Origin of the sequence: Streptomyces sp. NPDC051776 (genome assembly GCF_040681345.1) — a bacterium.
Classification (GTDB): Bacteria; Actinomycetota; Actinomycetes; order Streptomycetales; family Streptomycetaceae; genus Streptomyces.
Genome location: NZ_JBFAYQ010000165.1, coordinates 1 through 1,386 on the forward strand (window position 1 = coordinate 1; position 1,386 = coordinate 1,386).

A 1,386-nucleotide genomic window follows, 5' to 3' on the forward strand; every position below is an offset into this window, starting at 1 on the left:
GCTACCTCGCCGGCCTCCACCTCCGTGCCTCCATGATCTGGATCAACGACCTCCTGAAGGCGACTGGCTGATCACAACATCACACAGGCCCTAGTGAGATGGCGCTCTGCAGCACTTCCTGTACCCGCCGCGCCCCGTCCGTTCGCGTGACGGCAACCACTCCGAGCCCGGCCTGCAAGGCAGCCAAAGCAAGTTCATGCAGCAGGTCACGGCTACCTTCGAGGACAGCCTCCGCACCATCGATGACAAGCAGTCGCACCGCACGGGTCTCCCCCGCGGCCAGCACAGCCGCCAGCGGTCGTCCCAAGAAGTGCTCAACCTGCGTTACTGAGGAGGGAAGGTCGCGCAGGCTGAGCGAAGCCACTGCCGCTCCCTGGTCCGCGAGCTCTTCGGCGGCGCGAAGAGTGAGCGCTGACTTTCCGACATAAGGTTCTCCCGTCACCACCAGCGACGTCCCGGTACGGCCCGCGTGGGTCATGACACCAGCGAGACGGGTTCGTTCCTCGGCACGTTCCAACTCCAGACGCACCTCGCCGGCGGACAGGGCGGCTCGGATCCCCTCGCGCAAACGGCGGCCAAGTCCGTCCAGCAGCGACCAGGCGGGCTCGTGGGACACCGACCGGTTCAGCGAGTATCCGCTCAACGCCGGGCGCACCAGAGTCTGATCGACGCGCGCGGCAGACGGAGCCCAGCTGCCGGTCAGCTCGGCCAGCGTGGCGAACACCTTGTCCGCGGTCTCGGTGGTGCCGTCCACTACCGCACGTCGCAGCGTCGAGACCGCTGTCGTGCGGTCAGCTTCACCCACGCCTTCCAGCCGCAGCTGCCGAACCCGCAAGGCGGACAGCAAACGCCACGTCAACTCTCCGGTGTCAACCTGCGAGAGCGTGGCATCTCCCTGCGCGGCAGCGGCCACGAGAGCGTCGAGATGCATCAACCGGCGCCGCACACTGACATTGGTCGCCGCCGGCCGTGCAACGGCCTCGCGGAACCCTTGTGGCGAAGCGACGGCCTGGGCGATGTGTGCCAGCGCGGCCGTTCTCCCTCACTGCGGAATTTGACACTCCGACCGCCAGAGCAACACGCCAGCGTCCTGCCGCAGCTTCCTGCCAATTCTCGGTCACGATACGCAGAAAGGACCGCACCAACGGCACCGACGTCGAATCACTCGTGGTCAGTGCCGGGCCCCTACGCACAGCGATCGATACCCGCCGCACCTGGCCGTCGGCAGTACGCCCCTCGACAACCACATCATCGACCGGGCTTATGTCACTAAAGGTTGTCCCGTAAGTTAATCTTGGGGTGGGTGGAGATGGTCCTGCGGCTCACGGGCCGTTCTCTATCCGGCGAGGGCGAGGTTGTGCAGTCGGGCGATGCCGAGCATGGCGT

At 66.2% G+C, this 1,386-nt stretch carries 1 protein-coding gene; it reads right to left on the minus strand.

What is annotated here, in order from left to right; all coding sequences use genetic code 11:
- Positions 1-79 precede the first annotated feature (79 nt).
- Positions 80-931, minus strand: a complete 852-nt coding sequence (locus tag AB0M26_RS31910; protein WP_365266541.1) for a hypothetical protein — start codon at positions 929-931, stop codon at positions 80-82.
- Between the last annotated feature and the right edge of the window lie 455 nt (positions 932-1,386).